Source organism: Lysinibacillus sp. NPDC094403, from assembly GCF_050278745.1.
GTDB lineage: Bacteria > Bacillota > Bacilli > Bacillales_A > Planococcaceae > Lysinibacillus.
Window position 1 is genome coordinate 1 of the sequence record NZ_JBNNTL010000006.1, and the last position, 22,523, is coordinate 22,523.

Annotated in this window: 20 protein-coding genes and 1 pseudogene; 2 read left to right on the forward strand and 19 right to left on the reverse strand. The window is 36.0% G+C overall.

Annotation, left to right across the window (positions count from 1 at the left end; all coding sequences use genetic code 11):
• On the forward strand, positions 1–73 hold a 73-nt coding region (locus ACQKMV_RS11265), incomplete at its 5' end, for an IS3 family transposase (RefSeq protein WP_427504267.1).
• A 208-nt stretch (positions 74–281) separates the two neighbouring features.
• On the opposite strand, the gene yiaA is transcribed toward ACQKMV_RS11265, so the two are convergent.
• From yiaA to ACQKMV_RS11310, 9 genes are all read right to left on the reverse strand, one after another.
• Positions 282–752 (reverse strand): inner membrane protein YiaA, encoded by a 471-nt coding sequence (yiaA, locus tag ACQKMV_RS11270; protein ID WP_427503973.1) that lies wholly within the window; start codon positions 750–752, stop codon positions 282–284.
• A 233-nt stretch (positions 753–985) separates the two neighbouring features.
• A complete protein-coding gene (locus tag ACQKMV_RS11275; RefSeq protein WP_427503974.1) occupies positions 986–1,342 on the reverse strand; it encodes a hypothetical protein in 357 nt (118 codons plus the stop codon).
• A gap of 202 nt (positions 1,343–1,544) precedes the next feature.
• A complete protein-coding gene (locus ACQKMV_RS11280; RefSeq protein ID WP_427503976.1) occupies positions 1,545–2,507 on the reverse strand; it encodes an alpha/beta fold hydrolase in 963 nt (320 codons plus the stop codon).
• Between the two features lie 66 nt (positions 2,508–2,573).
• On the reverse strand, positions 2,574–3,167 hold the full coding sequence (locus ACQKMV_RS11285; RefSeq protein WP_427503977.1) for a DUF2441 domain-containing protein: 594 nt from the start codon (positions 3,165–3,167) through the stop codon (positions 2,574–2,576).
• A gap of 258 nt (positions 3,168–3,425) precedes the next feature.
• Positions 3,426–5,261 carry an ABC transporter ATP-binding protein gene (locus tag ACQKMV_RS11290; RefSeq protein WP_427503978.1) on the reverse strand — a complete coding sequence of 612 codons (1,836 nt, stop codon included), beginning with the start codon at positions 5,259–5,261 and terminating at the stop codon, positions 3,426–3,428.
• Positions 5,254–7,017 (reverse strand): ABC transporter ATP-binding protein, encoded by a 1,764-nt coding sequence (locus tag ACQKMV_RS11295; protein WP_427503979.1) that lies wholly within the window; start codon positions 7,015–7,017, stop codon positions 5,254–5,256. Before ACQKMV_RS11295 ends, ACQKMV_RS11290 begins: the two co-directional genes overlap by 8 nt.
• Before the next feature lie 70 nt (positions 7,018–7,087).
• Positions 7,088–7,522, reverse strand: a complete 435-nt coding sequence (locus ACQKMV_RS11300) for a MarR family winged helix-turn-helix transcriptional regulator (RefSeq protein ID WP_427504268.1) — start codon at positions 7,520–7,522, stop codon at positions 7,088–7,090.
• 470 nt (positions 7,523–7,992) lie between these two features.
• Positions 7,993–9,249, reverse strand: a complete 1,257-nt coding sequence (locus tag ACQKMV_RS11305; protein WP_427503980.1) for a DUF4179 domain-containing protein — start codon at positions 9,247–9,249, stop codon at positions 7,993–7,995.
• The gene (locus ACQKMV_RS11310; RefSeq protein ID WP_427503981.1) at positions 9,246–9,746 is read right to left on the reverse strand and encodes a sigma-70 family RNA polymerase sigma factor; all 501 of its coding nucleotides are present in this window, start codon (positions 9,744–9,746) and stop codon (positions 9,246–9,248) included. The genes ACQKMV_RS11305 and ACQKMV_RS11310 overlap by 4 nt, the downstream gene beginning before the upstream one ends.
• 475 nt (positions 9,747–10,221) lie before the next feature.
• Here ACQKMV_RS11310 and ACQKMV_RS11315 point away from each other — a divergent pair, with 475 nt between their 5' ends.
• The gene (locus ACQKMV_RS11315; RefSeq protein WP_427503982.1) at positions 10,222–10,530 is read left to right on the forward strand and encodes a hypothetical protein; all 309 of its coding nucleotides are present in this window, start codon (positions 10,222–10,224) and stop codon (positions 10,528–10,530) included.
• A 364-nt stretch (positions 10,531–10,894) separates the two neighbouring features.
• Here ACQKMV_RS11315 and topB read toward each other — a convergent pair whose 3' ends face one another.
• The 10 genes and pseudogenes from topB to ACQKMV_RS11365 form a co-directional block, all read right to left on the reverse strand.
• Positions 10,895–13,024, reverse strand: coding sequence for a DNA topoisomerase III (gene topB / locus ACQKMV_RS11320; RefSeq protein ID WP_427504269.1), 2,130 nt, complete (start codon positions 13,022–13,024; stop codon positions 10,895–10,897).
• Positions 13,025–13,451: 427 nt separating this feature from the next.
• Complete coding sequence (locus ACQKMV_RS11325) at positions 13,452–14,552, reverse strand: GerAB/ArcD/ProY family transporter (RefSeq protein ID WP_427503983.1); 1,101 nt, start codon at positions 14,550–14,552, stop codon at positions 13,452–13,454.
• A gap of 32 nt (positions 14,553–14,584) precedes the next feature.
• Positions 14,585–14,821 carry a hypothetical protein gene (locus ACQKMV_RS11330; RefSeq protein ID WP_427424064.1) on the reverse strand — a complete coding sequence of 79 codons (237 nt, stop codon included), beginning with the start codon at positions 14,819–14,821 and terminating at the stop codon, positions 14,585–14,587.
• A 2-nt stretch (positions 14,822–14,823) separates the two neighbouring features.
• Positions 14,824–16,014 carry a Ger(x)C family spore germination protein gene (locus ACQKMV_RS11335; RefSeq protein ID WP_427503985.1) on the reverse strand — a complete coding sequence of 397 codons (1,191 nt, stop codon included), beginning with the start codon at positions 16,012–16,014 and terminating at the stop codon, positions 14,824–14,826.
• Between the two features lie 3 nt (positions 16,015–16,017).
• Entirely contained in the window at positions 16,018–17,637 is a 1,620-nt protein-coding gene (locus ACQKMV_RS11340; protein WP_427503986.1) for a spore germination protein, read from the reverse strand.
• An 853-nt stretch (positions 17,638–18,490) separates the two neighbouring features.
• A complete protein-coding gene (locus tag ACQKMV_RS11345; RefSeq protein ID WP_427503987.1) occupies positions 18,491–19,165 on the reverse strand; it encodes a hypothetical protein in 675 nt (224 codons plus the stop codon).
• A 119-nt stretch (positions 19,166–19,284) separates the two neighbouring features.
• On the reverse strand, positions 19,285–20,760 hold the full coding sequence (locus ACQKMV_RS11350; RefSeq protein ID WP_427504270.1) for an ATP-binding protein: 1,476 nt from the start codon (positions 20,758–20,760) through the stop codon (positions 19,285–19,287).
• Complete coding sequence (locus ACQKMV_RS11355; protein ID WP_427503988.1) at positions 20,753–21,415, reverse strand: response regulator transcription factor; 663 nt, start codon at positions 21,413–21,415, stop codon at positions 20,753–20,755. The genes ACQKMV_RS11350 and ACQKMV_RS11355 overlap by 8 nt, the downstream gene beginning before the upstream one ends.
• A gap of 209 nt (positions 21,416–21,624) precedes the next feature.
• Positions 21,625–21,833 (reverse strand): annotated as a pseudogene (locus tag ACQKMV_RS11360) (topoisomerase C-terminal repeat-containing protein); the annotation flags it as partial.
• Positions 21,834–21,895: 62 nt separating this feature from the next.
• Positions 21,896–22,183 (reverse strand): hypothetical protein, encoded by a 288-nt coding sequence (locus ACQKMV_RS11365; protein ID WP_427503990.1) that lies wholly within the window; start codon positions 22,181–22,183, stop codon positions 21,896–21,898.
• Positions 22,184–22,523 lie beyond the last annotated feature (340 nt).

Consider the following 22,523-nt stretch of genomic DNA (forward strand, 5'->3'; position numbering starts at 1 on the left):
TAATTATCGTTATCAATGGAATCTAAAAAGGATGGCTCCTGTACAATACAGAAACCATCTCTTAGCTGCTTAATCTCTTTTTTTAGTTTGTCCTTTACTTGGGTACCACATTATTTTAAAAAAACGTCGGCTTTTCTTTATTTTCAAATAATCTGTTCAATCCTGCTCTTCAATAAGAAAAACTGCCTTTGACTTCGGCAGCTTGATTTAAAATTTGTATCTTTTAGTCGTTATTAAACCCTTAACGAGCCAAGGAAGTCCCTTGCAGTATGCTTCATAACTCAATCTTTTTCTCTTGCTCTCTGTGTATCTCTTATATTCTTTTGAACCGTTATAGCTGCAAATAAACTAAGAACAAATGCCATACTAAAAAATCCTTTTTCGCTTAAAACAATACTTCCTGCATTGTATAAACCGATGGCCATTAATGCAATAGATACAATAAGTGCAAACCAGCTAATACCATAATAAATACTAGTAACTGGTATTCCCTCATCCTTATCTCTAACTGCTTTTTGTAATGATATCGCCGAATAAAGTCCGAATACTAAAACTGCAAAGTAATATCCCTTTTCGTTCAATTGCATAGTTGCGTTAAACAAACCTATAAGATAAGACGCAACTCCTACTAAAAGCGCTGCCCACGAAGCCCCTTTGAAGGCTGGAGTCGGTTCTCCTTCTTTCCTTTCTTCTTTCACTTTTAAATCATTTCGTTTTTCTTTATCTAATAAAACTTCATCATCATTGGACATACAATTGTTCGCCTCCATCTTTTAATCTAATAAAAATGGAGCACCAGAGACATAGTAGTGCACCCTCTTTGCTAAACAAGCTTCCATTAAACTGAACAAAAAAACCATCTTCGTTATTAAAGTATATGCTCATTAGCATTAAGACTTCACAAACTTTAGGTTTTCGCGATTCTGCATAATTGCGTTCGGAATCGGCTTTATGCTTAGGTCAGCATGAGGTATAAGTGTAAATCTTAAATAAGTTGTACTAACTCTGGATTTAATACAACTTTATGAAACCTCCAACAATCAGAGTATTCTGTACCAATTTCGTGGTCATTCAAGCAAACCCTGTTCATTCCATCACAGCCGTCAAGACCACAACAACCATTTAATCTACTGCCATTTGAATGGCGGTTTGAATTGATTAAATCCTTTATGTTGATAATGATAGAACCTTTTACTAGTTCGTAAGCTGTTTCCTCTTGAATTAAATAAAAGCCTCTAGGAATATAATCTTGACCATCATTTTCATTAATCAAATTCAGGTCTTTTAATTCCGATAATGGTTCAGAAATTTCTAAATTACATGCTTTACAAATCAGTTTCAACTTGCCGTTTCCTCCTTTTATATGAATATGTGTTTCAATCGATATTAGAAACCGGTTACCCGTTAGCCGTCCATTTAGCACAAAACAAGCGCTATATAACAGAAAAGTTACGTTCTTTCATGAGAGAAAAAGAACTGCCTATGCAACCCAATTCCATTACCGAAATGGGTTATATTACCAAATGTGACTTCTGCTTATCTTTTCATAATTTCGAGATAATATCAACAAATCTTTGATTCTCTTCAAATAATGGGGAATGAGCAGAATTTTCAAACCAAAGCCATGTTTTATTTTTTGCCTGGAGGGAATCAAACCATTCACGAGCCGCTTCTGGTGGCGTTGTTAAATCATGTCTTCCCATCATCAGCGTAATCGGCACCTCAACTGATTGAATGGTTTCACTTAAATCGATCCTTCTCATTTCATCAATTAGATTATTCATACTAAAGAATTGGCCTTTCACAAAACGGAAAATATCAAATAGCGAATATTCCTTACTTTTAAGCATTTTTTTGATTAAAGTATAGATAAGTTTTCCGTCGTGGGAGATGCCTCCCCGGAAGGATTCTAAATATTTTTGGTGGATTCGATCATTTTTCATGTTACTCCATGGCGGCTTTCCCATTTCATTTAACTGGGTAATGGCTTTTTGGTGTTCTTGTTCCTTCGCTTTTTCTAGTACTAATTGGTACGATAATTCCTCCGTTTTTTGGACACTTATCACTTGGGAGACGCCGATATAATGGTGATACCATTCAGGATGTCTATGGATAGCCCATAATCCTAAAATTGTCCCCCATGAATGCCCAATCAGATAAATTTTATCCTGTTGAAATTCTTCTCGAAGATAGTTGGTAACCTCAAACGTATCTTCTAATAATCGATCAACCTTCATGGATTCTTGTGGAATTTTTTTTGAATAGGACAATCCCGCACCTCTTTGGTCCCAATTCACAACGATAAAGTGTTTTTCTAATTCCTTCTGATAATCAGCAATAATGCCGATTTGACTTGTTCCAGGTCCACCATGTAAAAAAAGCAGAACAGGTAGCGATTGATCTTCTCCTCGAATCAAAAGCCATTGTTCAACTCCGCCTACTAAGATTGATTTTAACTCCGCAATGGCATTTTCTCTACGAATACCTACTGTTTTCCGTGAAAACATCTTAACTCCCCCTCCTGTGCCCTACCCCTAATCACTGCACTCATACCTTTAAAGATTTTCCAGAATTTAAGATGAGAAATCATCAGTAATTTCTACCACTTCAATTTTTCCGTTTATCAAAAGTTCAGTAAGTTCGTTTCTAACATTACCCTTCCAATATTCTCTAGCTTGTTCAATTTTTTGAGAGAAAGGAACCCCATCCTCCTTTGGTAAAAGGTTTGCATCTCCTTCAAAATAATTCCCAATAACTCGAAGTTTAACAATCTGCAAAACATTACGATTGTATGAATCAAATATTTCTTTCCATTTCAAAGCGTCTTCATAGCTTTTAGCAGCATATAAGCAAGACAATCTTGAAGGATATTCAGGATGTTCCTGTAGCCTAACCATTTCTACTACCACTTCTCTAATAGCTCTGATTGTTTGTCCTACATACTTAATAGCTACTTCGGCATTCTCTTTACTAATGTTCAAGCCCTCATTTGTATAATGACCATATAAAATCTTTATAAAGTCTTCACCTTTAGAGTTCAATTGTTCCGTTTCAAAAAAGAAGCTATATAAGGTATTCTTCTGGTTCTTGTCAAAATTAATTATCTGTCCTGTGCTCATTTTTTTTCTAGTAACGATATGATAAACATAAAATTCGTTCTCGTTCATGATCTGCCTCCAGTTGGTCTACATTATTAACTTTTTTCATCAGAACAAGGGGGTATTTCGAACTTACCTGCACCGTTAGTTTAAGTACATTTCTTCATAATCTTTAAATAAATATTAACATATATATCCAATAAAAAATCACCTCTTAGACAATCTAACGAGGTGATTTTTATCAATGCTTTATTATAAACGATCAAGCTTCTTTACAAAGCTACACTCTTCCCAAGTAGCCATTAGCAAGTCTATCGGCACTCAATTTCAAGAAGCATCTTCAAACTGACTATTATATAGATCCGCATAGAATCCTTTTTCTGCAAGTAGCTCTTCATGATTACCACTTTCAATGATGTCTCCGTCTTTCATAACTAAAATCAAATCGGCGTTTTTAATTGTTGAAAGTCTATGGGCAATAACAAATGATGTTCTGCCAACCATCAATTTATCCATTGCTTTTTGAATAAGTGCTTCAGTACGCGTGTCAACGGAGCTAGTAGCTTCATCTAAAATAAGCAACGGTGCTTTTTTAACCATTGCCCTTGCAATCGTAATAAGCTGTTTCTGTCCTACAGATAAACTTGTATTATCATTTAATACTGTATCATAACCTTTCGGCAACGTTTTAATAAAGTGGTGCAAACCTACTGCCTTACAAGCTGCAACCACTTCTTCATCGGTTACATGCTCTTTGTTATAAATGATGTTTTCCTTAATGGTACCTTCGAATAGCCAAGTATCTTGCAGCACCATGCAAAATAAGTCATGAACATTTTTACGAGTAATGGACTTAGTCGGTACATCCTCAATCATGATTTCCCCGCTGTCTACCTCATAGAAACGCATTAGAAGATTAACAAGCGTTGTTTTCCCAGCCCCAGTAGGCCCAACAATTGCCACTTTTTGACCGGCTTTAATATGAGCAGAAAAATCTTTAATAATAAGTTTCTCTTTCGTATATCCGAACTTAACGTTTTTAAATTCTACATTACCGTTAACATCTTTAGCATCTAAAGTGACTTTCTTATCACTTTCATCTTTAAGCTCCTCTTCCTGTAAGAACTCAAATACACGTTCACTTGCTGCGGCAGTTGATTGTAAACTTGTAGCTGCCTGTGCTAACTGAGACAATGGCTGTGTAAATAGGCGGATATAAACCATAAATGAAACAATAACACCAAATGTAATAGAACCTTTCACTGTCAGTGCAGCACCTACTACACAAACAACAACATAACCTAAATTTCCAATAAAGATCATGAGCGGCATCATCATACCTGACATAAACTGTGCACGCCAAGCGCTATTAAATAGACTTTCATTGATTTCATTAAATTCTTGCTTCGCTACTTTTTCACCATTATAAACCTTCATAACACTATGCCCTGAATAAATTTCTTCAATATGGCCATTTATTCTACCAAGGTCCTGCTGTTGGCGTATGAAGTACTTTCGGGATTTGGAGATAATAAATGTCATGAATACAAATCCAATGAAAGTTGCTGCAATGGCAGAAAGAGCCATCGTAACATTAATATAGAACATCATAATTAAAGATCCAAAGAACATAACTCCCGCTGACACTAACGAACCAATACTTTGGTTTAGAGACTGTCCAATCATATCCACATCATTCGTGACACGACTTAACACATCTCCGTAGGTTGTAGAGTCAAAGTATTTCAATGGTAATCTATCGATTTTGTTCGAAATATCTGTCCGTAACCTTTTGGAAACTCTCTGCGTAATCGTAGCCATAATAAACGCCTGAATATAATTGAATACAAAGCTCAATCCATACAAAATAGCAAGTAACAGACCGATTTTGCCTATTGCAGTAATATCAATCTCACCAGACATGCCATCCATTATCAAATCGGTGATCTCACTCAGCTTATTGGGTCCTATGATCGTGAAAATTGTTCCTACAACTGCCAAAACAATTGCAAAGATGATCGCTGGTAAATAAGGTTTACAATAAGCAATCAACTTTCCCATAGGCTTTTTAAAATTCTTTGGCTTTTCTCCAGGAGCCATCATATGACCTGGACCACCTGGACCACCTGGACCTTTTCGAGGCTTACTTTGTGTATTACTCATTTTCCAACTCCTCCTTCGATAGTTGCGAATAGGCAATTTCCTGATAAGTGCTGCAAGTTTTCAATAATTCACTATGTTTACCCATACCAACGATTTTACCTTCATCAAGAACAATGATTTTATCAGCATCTTTAATCGTTCCAATTCGTTGTGCCACAATCAAAGAGGTTGCACCTTTCGTCTCTTTTTTCAAAGTAGAACGAAGTTGTCGGTCTGTTTTATAATCTAGGGCAGAGAACGAATCATCAAAAATAAAGATTTCTGGATTTCTATTCACTGCTCTTGCAATAGAAAGACGTTGTTTTTGTCCCCCTGAAAGATTTGTACCACCTTGGGCAATAGCCGCTTCATATTCGCCTTCCATTTTCTCCACAAACTCTTGCCCTTGGGCAATTTCCACCGCTTTTTTGATCTCCTCATCTGTTGATGGGTTCTGGCCGTTATTACCGTAGGCAACATTAGATTTTACCGTACCTGAAAATAATACGGCTTTTTGAGAAACGTAGCCAAGCTTATTATAAAGAGCTTCTTGTGCATATTCTTTCACATTAATGCCGTCGATTAATACTTCTCCCTCAGTAACATCATAAAATCTTGGGATTAAATTAATTAGCGTACTCTTACCACTACCCGTAGAACCGATAAAAGCAACAGTTTCGCCTTTATGTGCTGTAAAGCTAATATCCTTTAAAACATAGTCTTCTGCATCAGGATATTTAAAACTAACATTACGCAATTCGATTTCACCTTCGATTCCTTTAGGCGACGATTGTATTTCTCCATCAATAATTGTCTGAGGTGTATTTAGTACTTCATTAATACGTGCTACAGATACTGCTGCTCTCGGTAGCAAAATGAATGTCATTGATAATAGCATAAATGCCATAACTACCTGCATTGCATAAGATGAAAATACGACCATATCACTAAACTTACCAATTCTATCCATACCCGCTGCATTATTAATTAAATGCGCTCCAATCCAATAGATTGAAAGAGTTAAACCTGACATAATCAGACCCATCCCCGGTTGCATAAGGGCCATAAGGCGGTTCACAAAAAGATTTGTATCAGTTAAATCGTTATTTACTTTTTCAAATTTTTCTTCCTGATACCCTTGTGCGTTATAAGCATGAACAACACGAATACCAGTTAAACCTTCTCTTGTTACTCGGTTAAGATTATCTGTCAGTTTTTGAACGACTTTAAATTTCGGTAGCACAAAGATGATTAGGTTACCTATCAAAATAAGTAAAACAATGACAGCTACTCCTGTTGCCGCTGACCACTCCCAACTTTTCCCCATGATCTTCAAAATAGCCCATGTTGCAAGGATAGGAGCCTTGATCATAACTTGAAGACCCATTGCAACAGTTTGCTGTATTTGCGTTATATCATTAGTAGAACGAGTAATTAGGCTTGCGATTGAAAAACCATTTATCTCCTCCATAGAGAAAGATAGTGTTTTGTTAAATACTCCTTTTCGCAATTCCTTTGAAAGAGACGTTGCTACCCTTGCTGCAAAATAGCCCACAATGACTGCCAAAATCATACTGCCAAGGGCACATAAAAGCATCTTCCCTCCAGCAGTCCATATCTCACTCGTTTTACTGCCCTGTGTTTGTACAAGGGTTGTGATTTTGGACATATAGTCAGGCAACTTCAAATCCAGCCACACTTGCCCTACAATGAACACAATACTCGCTACGATTAGCGTCCATTCCTTTGGTTTTAAGTATTTAAATATTTTCAACATATTTGCAGTCCTCCTCAATTTAGTTAGCATGCTAACTATATAGTGAAAATAATTCAAAATAGCATCTTCATCAAGATTCCAGATTCTTTTTCATGGCATCCATCACTTCAAAAAAAACTTCAAGTTTCTCTTCCGGGATACCTGTTAGTAATTTTTGTTCAAGCATCGCTCTACGAGTCATGATACTATCATGTATTTTCAGCGCATTTTCTGTTAAGACAATTTTTTTGAGTCTTGTATCATAAGGAACAGTTTGCCTTGTAATCAATCCATTACTTTCCATGGATTTTAGTATTCTAGATGCTGTTGATTTGCGAATAGAAAATTCTCGTTCAAAATCTTTTTGAAACACATCTTTATCTTGGTTTTTGCAAAGATAACTAATAGTCCAACCGTGCATGGCAGTAAGGTTATCTCTTTTAGTTAGTGTAGTACATGTGGCTTGATCCAGTTGTCTTCTCATTAGAAGTGATAATGTGCGCAACTCTAATCCAACTGATCTCATTTTGCTCAATTTTCTACCTCCAATAAGTTAGCGTGCTAACTTTAATTTTTATAATCTAGTGTCCCTGGTGGAGCATGGCATAGCTAACTCAATACATAATAAATTTATTCGTAAGATGCTTATGCCCTTAGGTGAAAGATGGATCATGTTCAGATTTATCTTATTTAGTTTGCCATATTGTCTGTAAAAAATCCAACAATAAAGTATGCTTGTAAATGACAAAATAACAATGTACATTTTTGCCTGTTCTCAGTCTTAATTTGTTGGTCTAGAATAAAGTTTGATTATTTTTTGGTAGCCCTTTTTTAACTAAAGCACACGCTAGTTTAAGTACATTTCTTCCTCTAAAATCAACGCCAAAAACTTACTAAGTCTCTCTTCATTTAGCAGAAACAACACAGGGATAATAACAAGTATGTAAATATAAAAACAGATGTTCAAAAAGGATAGCCTTTTTGAACACCTGTACTTTATTTCAGTGGAATATTCAGTTCAATATTTTTTCCAATAGGATTGAAGAAATAGTTTAAATATATTTTTGCTTTGCCATTATAATTTTCAAAGTTCTCCATCGCATATAGGTACTGCTCATCATCTGAGTACGTGCCACTTGTAAATTCTAATGGCGTGCCATCTGCTTTTACAGCACTATTTAGAAACGAATGTCGACTTCTATCATCCCATTTCTTTGCAGCAACTGATACACCTTGCTCCGTTACAGAAATATCCCAATCCAAATATTTGGGCTTCGTGAGTACTTCTTTTTTGCCAAAATCAACTTCGATAAAATCCTCGCCCTTTGGAACGGCATGAACAGCTCCAATTAGTATTTTGAGTGAATCTGAATCTTGGAAATAATTACTTTGTAAATTAAGCGTGAATTTGCCGTCGCGAATATCACCACGTAATGACAAGCCATATTTAATGCCTTCTCTTCGCTCCCCATTTTCCGTCTCGACCGCAATATCATCAAGCGCTAAAATTTGCATCGTATTCGCTTCATCTATTTCGATATCGATTGCCGTTCTTAGTGGAGAACGGCGAATTTGTGTAATCGTAAATTTCTGACCACCGACGTCTACAATACGATTCGCAGTAACAATTTTTTCCTTTGCGATTTCGTTTTGTAGTGAAAACGGTATCGTCATTTCAATGTTCCCCTTATCTTTTTCATAAAAACGAAAAACCGCTTTAAAATCCTTTGAAGTATAAGCGAAAGGCTCTGAAAAATTATATTCTACTGAAGAAGAGATGCGTGTTTGATGTGATTGATGACTGGTAAATGAACCCCCTTCAATTTCTTCGTCCCCTTGAAACAAATGAACTTCCTCCAAGTGTAAATCCGACATATCAAATGAGGCATCTGCGTCATAGTAAAGTACTAATCCCGAATTATCTGCAATCACGCCTTGCAATGTAAGTGATAGACCATTTTTAGACTGCGTCGTATTGATTTCTTCATAGTATCCATTGTCCACAATATCTTTTATCCCTTTATCTCTTACAACCGCTAATACAATTTGTTGAAAGCCAGGAATTTTTGCAACATAGCTAGCAATCGTAGGAGAAACACGAATTGAAAATAAAAGGCTTAAGCAAAGCAAAAAGGCTACTGCAACCGGAACAATGCGCTTCTTTGCTCTTTTTTCTCGTTGAACTTTACGAAACATATCCATCCTAACTTGTTGAAGTTTCTCCTTTGGAACGTCAATCGGTAGTTTACTCATAGCCAGTCCTCCTTTTCTCCAGCGAAATTTCTAAGCTTCTTTAGTATGTGATGAAGCTTAGACTTTACAGTACCCTCCGGAATTTGATTTAGCTCGGCAATTTCTTTGTTTTTTAGTTGCTGAAAATATTTCATATAGACAAGTTGCTGCTCCGACAAGGATAAATGTTCCAATAACCGCTCCATATCAGAGTAGATGACCCATTCAACTTGGTGATGTTCTTGAATTGAAATAGTTGGTTGACGTTTTCGTAAATGGTCTTTACAACAATTGATTAAGACGCGCACCAGCCATGTTCTGGCATATTCGTGCTGTTTAACGGTATGCATTTTTTTCAGTGCCTTGTAAACCAGGTCCTGCATCACGTCTAAAGCGTCTTGTTCATTTTTCAGGTATGTAAAAGCCATACGATATAAAATATCTTCATCCATTTCAATAAGTGAAAGTATCGCTTGGTGATCCCCACGAACAGCACGCTTTACGATTTCATATTCCATCCTTTTCGCCTCCTTCCTTAATTAGACTCAGCGATGCTTCATTTCGTTCAAAAAATTTAAAAATATTTATGAATCCCTTTTACGCTTTATTTAATTATAATCCCGACAAAAAGAACTTCTAGATACGCACGACGATAAGCTATATATCTTTGATTTTATTATCAAATATACAGCTATTTATTTTCCACAGACCGATTGAATATAAGTTGACAAGAGCATGTACTTATTTAAAATATCCCCGACCTGATGGAAAAATATATTCTTCAACTACGTGAAGAGATTTTCTATGTATCGATTTAAATCTAACCTGTTCGCTTTCACTGTTTCAGCAAGGATCAAACAGATGGTTGTCTTAATAAAATGGGGACGTTATGAAGCTCTTTTAGGCTTACTGACACTTCAAAAGAATTAGAGAAAAAAATACGTGAAGCAGTATAATTAATGAATGAAGCCTTGTTAATAGAGGCAAGAAAGCATGAGCATTAATAATCGAGGACGGAAAAGTCAATTTACTGATGAAGAATTAAAATTAATGGCATTAGACGTGAAGTTTAGAAATAATCAAGTCAAGTTAACACCCTCCCTACTTGAAAGAGATACTTCGATTGGTAGGAATACCTGGAGCAGACGTATACCGGAATACATTGCTGAGCTGAATCGTCCTGTAATAAAAAGTAGATCCTTAAATGATATTGAGGATATTGCCTTACCAAACATTGATATTATGTATGAAAAATTCAAGCAAAAACCAGAACAATTAAAAATGGAATTAATTTCATTTTAGCAAATTCTATATGACACTTATTCTGAATTACTCGATTTAAAGAAAAAGGAATCAAAATTCAATAAATTACTTGAAAAATATGAGAACTTGAACTTGAATTAAAAAAACAAACAAATAGAGCTACTCATTTCGAGCAGCTCTATAACAAATTAGTAGTTTCAAGCTCATTTATTCACCTTGTAGAAAATCCAAAATCTAAGGTGAATAAATTCAGTAAAAAAAATTTGGATATTAACTCTGATTTAGAGAGTAATTTTAGACCTGAAGCACCGATGAAACAAAGAAAAAAGAAAATTTCAAAAACTACAAGATGAATTCAATTAATAAGTTTTTTTGCGGAATAGATCATTAATCTCTTCCGCTTTTACTTTTCATTAAACTCAAATTCAATTTTTCCTTCTACCAAACGGAGCGATGCGTTAAATTGTTTACCATTCTTTGATTTAAACCCTTTAACCACAGCTGTTTTACCAATCTTACATAGATCATTAATGTTCTTTTCAGTTAGTTTTTTCCCTAATAACCTTTCTGGGAGCGTTTGCTTACAACCATTTTTATAATTCGAGCAACCGTAAAAGCTTTTACGCAAACCTATTTTTCCTACTTTACATGTCGGACACGTCACAATATCTCTCACAGCAGCTGGTTTAAACTGCTCAGCTTCAATTGTGAGTGACTCTAACTGTTTAGGCACCTCTGAAATTAATTGATTAACAAACTTGCCTATGCTTTCAATAAAATGTTTTGCAGAGCCTTCTCCACGACCAATTTTATTTAAGTAAATTTCCCATTTTGCAGTCATCGATGGGCTTGAAAGTAATGTCCCTTCAATTGATCGACATAAAAGCGCCCCTTTAGGCGTAATGCTCACTATGTTTTTTCGTACTTCAATAAATCCATGCTTCTTAATCGTTTCTATAATGCCACTCCGAGTTGCTTCTGTGCCAATACCTTCAATCGATTTCAGCATCTCAATTTCCTCTTCATCCTCAACTGATTTACCGCATGTTTTCATCATCGTAATGAGTTGCCCTTCTGTATAAGGCTTAGGAGGCGTGGTCGTACCTTCTAGAATAGAAATCTTACTTTGTACCATCTCATCTTGGAAAACGACAGGTAACGACTCTTCCCGCTCCTTTAACTCTTTTTCAATTGAAAACAATTCTTTCCAACCTTTTACAAGTTCTGTTTTCCCTACAGTTTTAAACTCTATATTTTTGACATTCGTTAAAATCGTTTTTTCATCGTATTCATATTCTTGGTGGAACATAGCGAGTGTCGTATTGACTATTTCGAAATAAATATTTCGTTCATCAGCATTCATGGATTGTAACGCTTTTTCTGTCGGTACTTTTTTCGTAGGAATAATTGCATAGTGCTCCCCAACGTTGGCACTGTCGACGTAGCGTTTGTTATTCCCTCGATTTATCGCATTAAATGACTTTCCCACAAGCTGTTGATATTTTGCCAATGATTCATTTAAATAGGCAAACTCGTTATGTGTAATGAGTTGTGAATCGGTACGTGGGTAAGAAACGAGCTTTTTCTCATAAAGTGATTGCGTAAGTTTCAACACATGCGACGGACTGTATTTCCAACGTTTATTAGCGGCTGCTTGTAATGTTGATAAGGCATGTAGTTTGGGTGGTGCAATACGCTTCGTTTTGTTCGATACACTCGTAATTAAACCTGTATCCATCGGTTCAACCCCATGTTGTTGCAATAATTGCACAGCCTCTGCACGCTCTTTTGTTTTTAACTTTGCCTTCCCTTTATATACACCATTTTGTGCTTTAAAAATCCCTTCAATTTCATAAAAATTTTCAGGCTTGAAATGTTCGATTTCCTGTTGTCTTTTATAAATTAAATATACGGTTGGCGATTGCACACGTCCGATAGAGATACTACCCTTAAAGCCTTTTTTTTGTAAAAGTAGCGTATATAGGCGACTACAGTTCATACCTACTAACCAATCGCTAATTTGACGTGTTTTTGCTTCTTGGTACATGAGTAGATCTCGCTCATTACTTTGCATATTATTAAAACCTTTTCGAATTTCCTCAACCTCTAATGAATTGATCCATAATCGTTTAACAGGCTTATTTACTTTCGTCATTTTTAATAGTGAGTAGAAAATATTTGAACCTTCACGTTCACTATCGCAGCAGTTATAAATCATTGTTACTTGCGGATCACTAAAGATTTTTTTTACAGCATTAAATTGTGAATACATTTTAGAGACAACTTTATCTTCAAATTTTTGTGGAATGATAGGTAATGATCCAAGCGACCATTTCTCCCATTCCTTTTGATATTCTTTTGGTTCCTTTAATTCAACAAGATGACCAACTGCCCAGGTAATTACTGCACCTTTGGGAAAAGTAGAACAAGGTTCCAATTCAATAAATGTTTTCTCTTTTTGTTTAATTTTAAAAGCTTCTGCATAAGCTCTTGCTTGAGATGGTTTCTCTGCTAAAATAGCGATTTTCCCCATAATCATCACATCTTCTTTAAAATATTTTAGTAGCTTTTTATATAAAAACATAAAACTCAACTAATCAGATTAGTTGAGTTTACTGTGAAATACCTTACTACTATTTTACTTTAAACAATTTAAAATATCACTTACTAAAATCTTTGTACCATAAGCACCCTTCAAATATTTTAAATCTCTAGTGGCAAGCCAATCTATATTATCTAGTTTCATTAATATTTGTGCAATTTTGACGGAATCTGGCTTCTGCGATTTAACAAAGTAATTATCATTTATCACTTTATTACCAACTATCGCTAATGAATTTAAGGAACCTGGAATTCGTCCTTTCAGTGTTTCCTTCTCTATGTATTATAGAGTTTATACCTATATTTTTAGTCCCATTAAAGGTTTATCTATAGATTTCTTAAAATAATTATCTATTCGTTTATTTCAATTTCAATATTTTTCGTATTGCATATACGACAACCAACAATAGAGGTAAAAAAAGTCCGATTGATAATGTTAAAGAATTACCCGTTGTTTCGTCAAAATGGTTTAGGTAGACGATATTAGGATAAATCACAAGAGAAAGGATAACAGCAATCATGCCTAACGGTAATGTTAAAGGGCGGTAATCTTTCAAATTCAGAATTTGCGCCATCCCTAAAACGGAAACGTAAAAATAAAGGGTCGTCTTAAAATAGAGAGTGATAATCCAAAGTGATGCCATTAATCCCTCAATACGCTGTATAAAATTCCCGATATTTATCTTTTTGGTCAATTCATAGCTTGGATAAATCTCTCCTGCAGTTTTATCAGCGCCTAATACTGTAACACATAAAAATGTAATAACGATGATGACGATACCACCTATTAAGTTTCCAATTAAAAAAGTTTTTTTACCTTGTTTTATTTTATTAACAAAAGAAGGAAAAATCATTAAGAGAACAACGGCATTTACCGAAGATACTATAACATAAAAAATAGATGATTGAACGATCTTTTTTGTCCCCATCTCATATACAGGCTGTATGTTTTCAAACTTTACTTCAGGTGAAATACACACTACTAAAATGAAAAAAAAGACGAAGAACACGACAATTAGGATTTCTGCTGTACGAGCGAAGGTTTCCAATCCAAGACGGACTCCCATCACCACAATCCACGCCATAAGAATATTAAGGACTACCATTGGAGTATTCGGCAGCATATGGATGTTTAGGAATATCCCAAAATAATACAAAAGTTCTGAAGCATAAAGAAGAGTTATAAATACAAAAAAAGCAGAAATGGCTTTACCTATCCATCTTCCAAATAGTTTTTCAATGATTTGGACATAAGTGAGGTCGGGGAACCAATTTGCTATAGTGATGAATAGCCATACGACTAATAAACCGATTCCTGTACCAATTATAGTGGAAATCCAGGCGTCTTGCTTTGCGTCGGTTGCTAATGCTGATGGTACAGTTAAGATGCTCGTACCAATCGTAAATAAAATAACTAACACTAGAAATTGGTACGAATTTATTTTAACGTCTTGCATCATTCATATCATACCTTCCCCTCTACACTGTGCTTTTATTTCAATAAAAGAGAAATTAAGTCATTAAGTGGTTTAAAAATAAAAGTGAGTAAATCAAAAGGATTTGGAATAGATTTTTCAAATCCAAAAAGTGTAATACTTAGACCTACCCCAATTGCAAGAAGAATTAAAAATACAAGCAACTCTTTTTTATATTTTTTTTCCAAGAGAGGTGGCACTTCAATCCACAGAATAACTGCTGCAATCAGTAATATTCCCATAGTTTTTATCATGATTATTTAACCTCTATCTTTTTTAAGAAGGAACTACCTTCTGTACCCGTGTGTACAAGTTTTACGTCTACTTTAACATTCGCTGTCATCTCAGGGAATTCCTCATCCCACTGCTTTTTGATCTTTTTCCATTCTTTCGGATTAGATCGATGAATGGCTTCACCAAATCCAAATATGTCTGACTTATATTGTTTTTGTGCCGTTTCAATGGTCAGCTTAATGGTCTTTTCTAACTGTTTTTCAGTATTTTTCTCTAGCTCAACAATTGATTTTTGGTCATTAAGATTAATTTGACACTCTACTTCCTCAACGTTTCCTTTTACTTTAATATTGATATCCACTTCAGGCTTACCTTTGTTTATTTTGCCTTTGATTTTAGAATCCGATTGAATAATCTCTAAAGTTGCTTTTCCCCCTTTAGGACAAGATATAGCAGTTACAGAATTATGCACTTTGTTGAGGATGGCATTATATCCTCTGCTTTCGCGTTCAGTTAACCAGCCCACCAGTTTATCTTTTTTAAACACTGCTAAATCATCATATTTAATTTGCACAGAAGGAGTAATCGATTCCACATTCTGTTTATTTGATCCCTTTTCTAGTTCTCCTTTTACTAGAACCCCTGTTAATACAGATTCCTTTCCAGCACTTGTAAGACTGGCTATCAACTCATCTAATGTGAAGCCGTTTGTTGAAGTCGCGGTAGCTTCTGGCGTTTTAAGCGTGTTAAACATTTCATTGGCGGGTATATTTTCAATCGTTGTTCTGACATTCAGCAATTCCTCTGCGGTCTTATACTTAGCAATAGCAACATAGAAATCAGATCGAAGTTCCCAATATCTTGACAATAACTCTATGGATTTGGCTATGCCTTCTTCAGCTAAATCCTCACCAAGCACAAGCATTCGAAGATGTCCAGTATATACTTCTCGGGGCGACTCCTTTGTAATTTTTTGTAAAGCTTCATATACCGTTTCTCCCTTCTCCTGATACAGGATGATTGGTGTTCGTCCAGTACTTGTTTTCATGGATACTTCCGAAGGTACAACCACTTGAGCAGTTACTCTGTATTCATCTTCTACTTTATCAATTCCCATTGCCAACATAATACCAAGCTCATTTAATTCCCTCTTGTCCCAACACCCCGTAAGAAGGGGGATAAGAATTAGGAAAACAAACATGCACTTTTTCATCGTTTAACCCCCTTCAGACTCCTTATTTTTTGGTGGTTCTGGCTTTGCAGAGGCTGAATCTTGTTGCCTAACGATATTTTGTTGATTGATTAGAGGAGGACGAGTAAACATTTTCCATATAGGCAAGCGAATAAATGTATCCTTTTGATTTGAAAGATTAAATGGACCTAGTGAAGACATATAAGGCACACCAAAAGAACGCAAACTGCATAAATGCAGAAGTAGAGCGATTAAACCAATCGTTATTCCTAATAAACCAAAAGAAGCAGCTATTGCCATAAACCCAAAGCGTAGAATCCTGCCAGAGATAGCTAAGTTGTAAGTTGGAGAAACGAAACTAGAAATGGCGGTTATTGAAACCACGATTACCATCGCAGCAGAGATTATACCTGCTTCCACCGCTGCTGTTCCAATTACAAATGCCCCTACAATAGACATGGCTGAACCAATGCTTCGTGGCATTCTTAAACCTGCTTCACGCAAGATTTCAAAGGTGACTTCCATTATAATTGCTTCAACAAATGCCGGAAATGGAGCACCTTCTCGTTGAGCTGCCAGACTAATAAGAAGTCCAGGAGGTAGCATTACATGATTAAAAGTTGTGACCGCAATAAATATTGCAGGTGCAAGCATTGAAATCGCAAATGCAAAAAAACGAAGGAGCCGAATAAGACTTGCAATATCCGCACTTTGATAATAGTCTTCTGAAGATTGGAAAAATTGAATGAATATTGCTGGAACGATTAGGACAAATGGTGTTCCATCTACAAAAATAGCTATTTTTCCTTCCAATAATTCTGCAGCTACTACATCCGACCGTTCCGTATTAAGTATGGTTGGAAAAGGTGAATATGGCCCATCCTCAATTAATTCCTCGATATTTCCACTTTCAAGAATTGCGTCAATATCTATTCTATCCAAACGCAAACGGACTTCTTTCACTATTTTGTCATTTGCAATTCCTTTGATATACATCATGGCAACATTCGTTTTCGTACGTTTTCCAATAATTTTTGATTCCATCCAGAGATTTGGGTCTTTCAGTCTTCTACGAACTAAGGCGGTATTTACACGCAAATTTTCGGAGAATCCTTCGCGGGGTCCTCTTACTATCACCTGAGCTGCTGCTTCCGTTACTCCGCGCTCAACCCAATGCCTATTGGAAATGATTAAACCTTGGGCATATCCATCGATTAAAATAATCGTATCCCCCGATAATAGTCCAGTAAGAAGCTCTTCAAAATTAGTTAGTTCTTTAATTTCACCTACTGTCATGGCAAAATCTTTTAATACGCTAATAAGATTTTGTTCAGGAGATAGCTTTTTCTGTAATTCGGTCCCTTCGATATCTAGCATGAGCGTTTCTAAAATGAAATTTTGTAATGCAGTTGTATCGGTTAATCCATCTGTATAGATAATACCGGCTTTAATAGTTTCTTCTTTTCCAACTCGAATTTCTCGAATGATAATATCCGAGCTTTTCCCAAGGGAATCTTTTATTCTTTGTAAATTTTCTTGAAGATTTGTTTTTAATTCATTTGTTGAACTTGTCTTCAGCATTTGGCTAGTTGAAATAGAATTGGAATGTAATTTAGAATTACTTTTCTTTTTGAAAAAGCCCATAGACTACCTCACTTACTTTTTATTTTTTTTGCGCACTTTTCTAATCAGGAAAATATCGATTGATCCGATAACTTTTCTATTAAATCCTTTTTTCACTCTATAATAGACCTATTTTTTCCCAATCAACACGCCTACTATTTTTATGAATTATACTACTTTTAATAGATAGCAAAATATTTTCGACAAAACTTCTATTTAGGGGACAAAAAAAGTAAATGAAAAAATGCACTTTCCAAATCTAACTCTTTGCTCTCAATGATTAGGGACAATAGTTTTGACTATGGTAAAATTCGGAATTTAATTAGTCAATGTGACTTTGGAAAATATACGAGGAGTGTAGCGAAGCAATTTCCGGTGTAAAATGGAGATTTTCCTTATTTGATTTTTAAGGTTTCGGCTCGTAAGGTAACCCATTTGATTTAGAAAAGAAGAAAAAAGGGTTGGGATTCCCGTATTACGACCTAATAGTCTTAATCATTCTAATGGAGTCCCGCCAACATTTTAACGAAAACATAAGCTATGCCCTTAAATATCTTTAGTTTGGCGTTTTTTCATACTCTAAACTTAGTATGGAACAATTAACAAGGACAAGCAAAATATCAAATTCCTTTTATATGGGCAGCCCGCGTATGTAAGGAGGTTTGCGTCTTACCTTGTTCGGCAGCAATAACCGGAATAGGCGAAACCAAATGTCAAACAGACCAAATCTAACTGAATTTAGATTTTGGTCTGTTTATGCTCTTTTGTATGGTCTTGATCATCAATAACCAACGTACCCATGCGAGAAGTTTTCGTCGATAACCTTTTCCAAATTTTCCTCATTTCGTTAAGAAGCTATAGTTACGCTAAGAGGTTAGGAATCTCTAAATTTCTTTTGAATTTTGGCAATGATGTTCTCTGTCGAATCGTCAAGCGAAACCGTCAGTTTTTCTTCCTGACCCGTTTGTGGAACATATTCTACAATAACCGTACGAGATCCTGTTTTGTCTGCGTTATTCTTCGCCTCTTCGATCATTTGCGTAAGTATTTCCTTTGAAGGAACGCTTCCCGCAAATCCGATCATATTGTCAGGTACCATTCCCGGCTCCACTTTGACAGACGTATTAAAAGTGTTGGAACCACTTATCTCCTGCTTACCTGCGGGAATAGCAGTTGCACTGAGAGGCTTGGCTTCTTTAAATTTCTCTTGAATCTTGGCAATGATGTTTTCTGTCGAGTCGTCAAGCGAAACCGTCAGTTTTTCTTCCTGACCTGTTTGCGGAACATATTCTACAACAATTGTACGAGATCCTGTTTTATCGGAGTTATTCTTCGCCTCTTCGATCATTTGCGTAAGTATTTCCTTTGAAGGAACGCTTCCCGCAAATCCGATTGCGTTTTCAGGTTCTGTTCCCGGTTGTACTTTGACAGACGTGCTATAAGTGTTGCTGTTCTCTCCTCCGAAAAGAGCCTCATTTGTTGCATATGCACTGACCGGGACAAGTGCAGTTGCCAAAACGATTGTGCCTAACAAAAGTTTTTTCTTCATTGTAAATCCCTCCATTTTGGTTTGAGGAAAATTGTTTTTGTTTTTCAATTTCCTCTTGTCTACAATCTAACAGTGCTAACTGGAGTTGATTTGTAGTTAATCTGGAGTTTGTATGTATTTTACTCAGGTATTTCGGCACTAAATAAAACGCCTTGATTCGTATTTCTCATTGAAAAATTGATCGATAGAGCTTCGAGTACCATCTTCACGATATACAATCCCAACCCGCTGCCTCCGGTATTCCGGTTTCTTGATTTTTCCAGACGATAAAAAGGTTCGAAAATTTGATTGAAAGCATCCTCTGGTATACGGGCGCCTGTATTTAAAACTTGAAACTTCAACATTCCACTCTCTGTCTTTTTTAATTGAATCGTCACTTGCTCTGACGAATTGGAATAGACAATCGCATTGTGAATCACATTTTTTAACGCTTTTTCTAAAAGCTTTGGATCTGTATGAATAAAAAGATCAGCTTCAATATCGGAGATCACTCGAATATTTTTCTCAATTGTAAAATAATCGAAATCTTTAATAATCGCACCAATCAATGCAGACAGGTTGATATACTCCGATTTTGGAGAAACGATTTGGTGTTCGAATTTAGATATATGTAGAATATCATGAATCAAATGCTCCATGTTTTCTAATATCTTATAGGACCTTCCCAAATACATATCCCGATCCTTGTAAATGCCAATTTCGTGAATCATCCCGTCAAGCTGCCCTTTCACAGCTGTAATTGGCGATTTTAGTTCATGGGAAATGATTCCGAATAGCTCCCGGCGTTTGGCTTCTATTTCCCTTTCCTTTTCCATTTCGTTTCTTAATTTCATATTCGTTGTTTTCAAGTCCTGCATCGTTCTCTGTAATTTAGTCGACATGTCATTTAAGCTATCCGACAGCTCGCCTATTTCATCTGTAGACTTATGTTCGATTTTAACCGCAAAGTCCAGATTAGACATCTTTTTGGCCGCCAGGTTAATCGCCAGCAGCGGCTTGGATACAATACGCGAGTAAACAAACGCCCCACTAACCGAGACAAAGATTATTAAAAGACCGATATAGGGAATCAACCTAAGTAATACTTGAGAAACTTCATTTATCGGCTGCAGTGTTGCATTCACTCTAAGCGTCAATATACAATCCTTAAATGCAATCGGTTCGGTAATGATGTATTGATTTGGAGAATGATCCGCTATAGGACTGCCAGTCGATATAGAGATGGCTATATCATCCGCCGAAGAATCGCTCACAACCGTGCTGCCGCTAACAACCGCTCCTCCGCTTGACGAAACAAAATCAGGGTACACAACCTGTTGTTGATTATTAAACAAGAATGGCATAGCATTCATTTTTTGTCCAAATTCATCGAGGCGTGCACGAGCATCTTGAAAAGAAAGGCTATGAGCGTCTGTTACTAATTCCTTTACAGCGCTATCCAATTGCGCCTTTTTATAGTTTTCATAAAATATCGGCAGAAAAAAATACAAAGTAGAATAAATAATCGCCGCAGATATAAATAAAAGCAGCGTAGTGACGACAAATATTTTCCAGGTTATACTTTTTTGGAAAGCCCGTTTTCGCAGTTTATTGATCAATTTTATATCCCACGCCCTTCACCGTTTTAATATAAGGAACATTTATTTTTTTTCTAATGTTCTTCATGTGGGTATCGATAATGCGGGTATCCCCATAGAAGTCGTAGCCCCAAAGCTTGTCTATCAGGATCTCTCTCGTTACAATCTTGCCCCTGTTCTCGAGCAGTGTCTGTACGATATCGAATTCTTTGATTGTCAAAGTCACTTCGATTCCATTCACGAACACTTTATACCCATCACAATCAAGCTCAAGTTCATGGAACTTAAGGATATTTTCATTTTCCTTAGAGCGGCTTCTTCGGAGAATCGCTTCGACTCTTTTAATAAAAATGTGAAAAGAGAACGGTTTCGTTATATAATCGTCAATCCCTAATTCAAAGCCTTTCACTTGATTCTGCTCTTCATCAAGTGCGGTCAGCATAATAATCGGTACGTTCGATTTGCTTCTGATCAATTGGGATACTTGATAACCGTCCAAGTTCGGCATCATAATATCTAGAATCACCAAATCAAAATCGAAACGGTTAAACAATTGTACTCCTTCCAACCCATCCGATGCCGCATGAACAATATAATTCTGAGACAATAAAAACTCTTTTATGACTTCCTGAATATCTTGATCGTCTTCAATTACTAAAATCTGGTTTGGCATATTCCCATCCCTCCTATTCTAATCATTATAGTCTCGCAATCTGTATTTTGTATGAAGTTGTGTTTGTTCGCCATAATGTCACAAGATCAAAGAAGAGCCACCTTTTGCGGATGGCCCTTGTTGGTTTAAATAACTTTTTATAAAAAATGATCTTAATCCTTATTTTCAGCAAACTCCATCTTCCAACTAAAATATTCATTATCTAAATTTTATTCATATTTTAAATGTGCGTCGAATTTATTGTCCTTCTTACTCGTTAAGCCTTTGACCAATACCGTTCCATCAGTTGCAATTTCTTCACCATTGTTTTTGTAGGCTTCTTCTTCATAGTGGCAAAAAATTTATCGTTTTTCCAGATAACAAATTTACAGCCCTTTTTCCAGTTACTGCAGCCGAATCCTTTTTGCCCTTCGATCACGCCACCTATTCCGAAACTATTAAGTATTCAACTTGATTCTACTATTCGCCATAATGAGTTTATTAGAACTTAGGAATATTATTGTATCCTTCTATGATATACCCAAATCCTTGGTTGATGTGAGAATTCGCTACCGGTCGAAGAATTTCCTGTTTGCTTTCCACATGATACTGTGCTTTCGAGCGAATGAGACGATCAAATATTTCACTTCGTTTTTCTCCAACTACCTCCCAAGATTGTTGAGACTTCAGTAAATCTTCTAATGTCAAGAGAGGATAATCAGTTCCTTCAAAGGTGAAATCACCATTCACTTGATACCACACATCCCCATTCTCTCGTAACCATTTCAAAGATTTCCTTGACCATTTTATTTTTCAGCACAACAAAGAGGCTCAGACAAAACCTCATTTTCGGCAGCGAAAGTGGAGCGGAGCGCAACGGCTGGGACATAATTCTTTAATGAGCTGCAGTTTTGAGATTTGTCGAGAACTTTTGAGATTGTTTATCCACCAACTTTATCGATTTATCAACCAACTATTTTAATTTATCAACCAACTTTTTTAATTTATCAACCAACTATTTTAATTTATCAACCAACTTTTGAAAAATATCGACATCTACCTTCATGCAACACTCTCTGACCGCACTGATAATTTACGTCGCTTATGACATAAGCATATTTTTTTACGC

Bases quoted from the DNA above. Each gene is read 5' to 3' on its own strand.
- yiaA (WP_427503973.1), bottom strand. From the start codon at position 752: ATGTCCAATGATGATGAAGTTTTATTAGATAAAGAAAAACGAAATGAT.
- ACQKMV_RS11280 (WP_427503976.1), bottom strand. From the start codon at position 2,507: ATGTTTTCACGGAAAACAGTAGGTATTCGTAGAGAAAATGCCATTGCG.
- ACQKMV_RS11285 (WP_427503977.1), bottom strand. From the start codon at position 3,167: ATGAACGAGAACGAATTTTATGTTTATCATATCGTTACTAGAAAAAAA.
- ACQKMV_RS11290 (WP_427503978.1), bottom strand. From the start codon at position 5,261: ATGAGTAATACACAAAGTAAGCCTCGAAAAGGTCCAGGTGGTCCAGGT.
- ACQKMV_RS11295 (WP_427503979.1), bottom strand. From the start codon at position 7,017: ATGTTGAAAATATTTAAATACTTAAAACCAAAGGAATGGACGCTAATC.
- ACQKMV_RS11300 (WP_427504268.1), bottom strand. From the start codon at position 7,522: ATGAGATCAGTTGGATTAGAGTTGCGCACATTATCACTTCTAATGAGA.
- ACQKMV_RS11305 (WP_427503980.1), bottom strand. From the start codon at position 9,249: ATGAGTAAACTACCGATTGACGTTCCAAAGGAGAAACTTCAACAAGTT.
- ACQKMV_RS11310 (WP_427503981.1), bottom strand. From the start codon at position 9,746: ATGGAATATGAAATCGTAAAGCGTGCTGTTCGTGGGGATCACCAAGCG.
- ACQKMV_RS11315 (WP_427503982.1), top strand. From the start codon at position 10,222: ATGAGCATTAATAATCGAGGACGGAAAAGTCAATTTACTGATGAAGAA.
- topB (WP_427504269.1), bottom strand. From the start codon at position 13,024: ATGGGGAAAATCGCTATTTTAGCAGAGAAACCATCTCAAGCAAGAGCT.
- ACQKMV_RS11325 (WP_427503983.1), bottom strand. From the start codon at position 14,552: ATGATGCAAGACGTTAAAATAAATTCGTACCAATTTCTAGTGTTAGTT.
- ACQKMV_RS11330 (WP_427424064.1), bottom strand. From the start codon at position 14,821: ATGATAAAAACTATGGGAATATTACTGATTGCAGCAGTTATTCTGTGG.
- ACQKMV_RS11335 (WP_427503985.1), bottom strand. From the start codon at position 16,014: ATGAAAAAGTGCATGTTTGTTTTCCTAATTCTTATCCCCCTTCTTACG.
- ACQKMV_RS11340 (WP_427503986.1), bottom strand. From the start codon at position 17,637: ATGGGCTTTTTCAAAAAGAAAAGTAATTCTAAATTACATTCCAATTCT.
- ACQKMV_RS11345 (WP_427503987.1), bottom strand. From the start codon at position 19,165: ATGAAGAAAAAACTTTTGTTAGGCACAATCGTTTTGGCAACTGCACTT.
- ACQKMV_RS11355 (WP_427503988.1), bottom strand. From the start codon at position 21,415: ATGCCAAACCAGATTTTAGTAATTGAAGACGATCAAGATATTCAGGAA.